We start from the raw sequence: 911 nt of genomic DNA, 5'->3' as shown, positions 1-911 counted from the left end.
GCACCGCTCAGCAGCGCGACGGCCAGCCCGATCGCGGCGCCCCGGTTGGTCCGGCCCACGGGGGTGTCGGGGGCGTCCGGCTCGGCGCGCAGGACGCCGGCGGCGACCCGGCTCATCACGAACAGGTGGGCCTGCACCTGGTCCCGTCGGGACTGCATGCGGTGGTCCTCCTCGGTGCGGGGTGCGGGCGGGTGTCGCCCGCGGGCGTCGGGTGGGGCGGGCGGGTACGGCGGCCGGCTCAGCCCGCCAGGCCGCGCATCGCCCCGTAGAAGCCGAACACCTGGAGCGCGAGCGGCAGCAGCGCGAGCGCCGCGAGCGAGTGCAGCAGGTCCCCGGCCCGGCCCCAGTAGGGCAGCAGCCGGCGGCCCGGCACCGTCCACGCCGTCGCGCAGAGGCCGGTCGCGGCGAGCAGCAGCACCACGAACACGACCAGCCGCGCGCCCGGCGCCGCGTCCCAGCCCGTGCGGGCGGCCAGCAGGCCGAGGCCCAGCGCGCCCGGCAGCAGCAGGGCGAGCCGCTGGCGCAGCCCGCCGATGTCGCGGGCGTGCAGCAGGAGCAGCACCGCCAGGTCGGCCGCCATCGCCGTCGGGCCCCAGCCGCCGTCCCGGGCCAGCGCCAGCACCGAGACCGTGGCCGCGCACACGGTGCCGACCGCGATGAAGAACCCGGCCAGGTAGCTGTCCGCGACGAGGCTGCGGGCGAGCACGTCCTCGGCCGGGAACGGCTCGATCTCCTCCTGGAGTTCGTCGGCGTTGCGGGGCAGCGCGGGCAGTCGCAGCCCGCCCAGCTTGAACGCCAGACCGGGGACGAACGCGCCGAACAGCACCGCGACGGCGGCGAGCGCCGAGGCGATGTGGGTGGTGGGCGCGCCGGAGGCGGCGAGCGCCCCGGCGGCGAGCACGAGCGTGGCC

At 78.4% G+C, this 911-nt stretch carries 2 protein-coding genes; both read right to left on the bottom strand.

The window, feature by feature from the left end:
* On the bottom strand, positions 1–158 hold a 158-nt coding region (locus VR45_RS46380), incomplete at its 3' end, for a type VII secretion protein EccB (RefSeq protein ID WP_199926081.1).
* Positions 159–238: 80 nt separating this feature from the next.
* The coding region (gene eccD / locus VR45_RS37355) for a type VII secretion integral membrane protein EccD (protein ID WP_045944391.1) at positions 239–911 on the bottom strand (673 nt) is incomplete at its 5' end.

The organism is Streptomyces sp. NRRL S-495, assembly GCF_000966955.1.
Lineage (GTDB): Bacteria > Actinomycetota > Actinomycetes > Streptomycetales > Streptomycetaceae > Kitasatospora > Kitasatospora purpeofusca.
The sequence above is the reverse complement of the archived record's forward strand: the minus strand, read 5'-3'. Positions and strand labels throughout refer to the sequence as shown.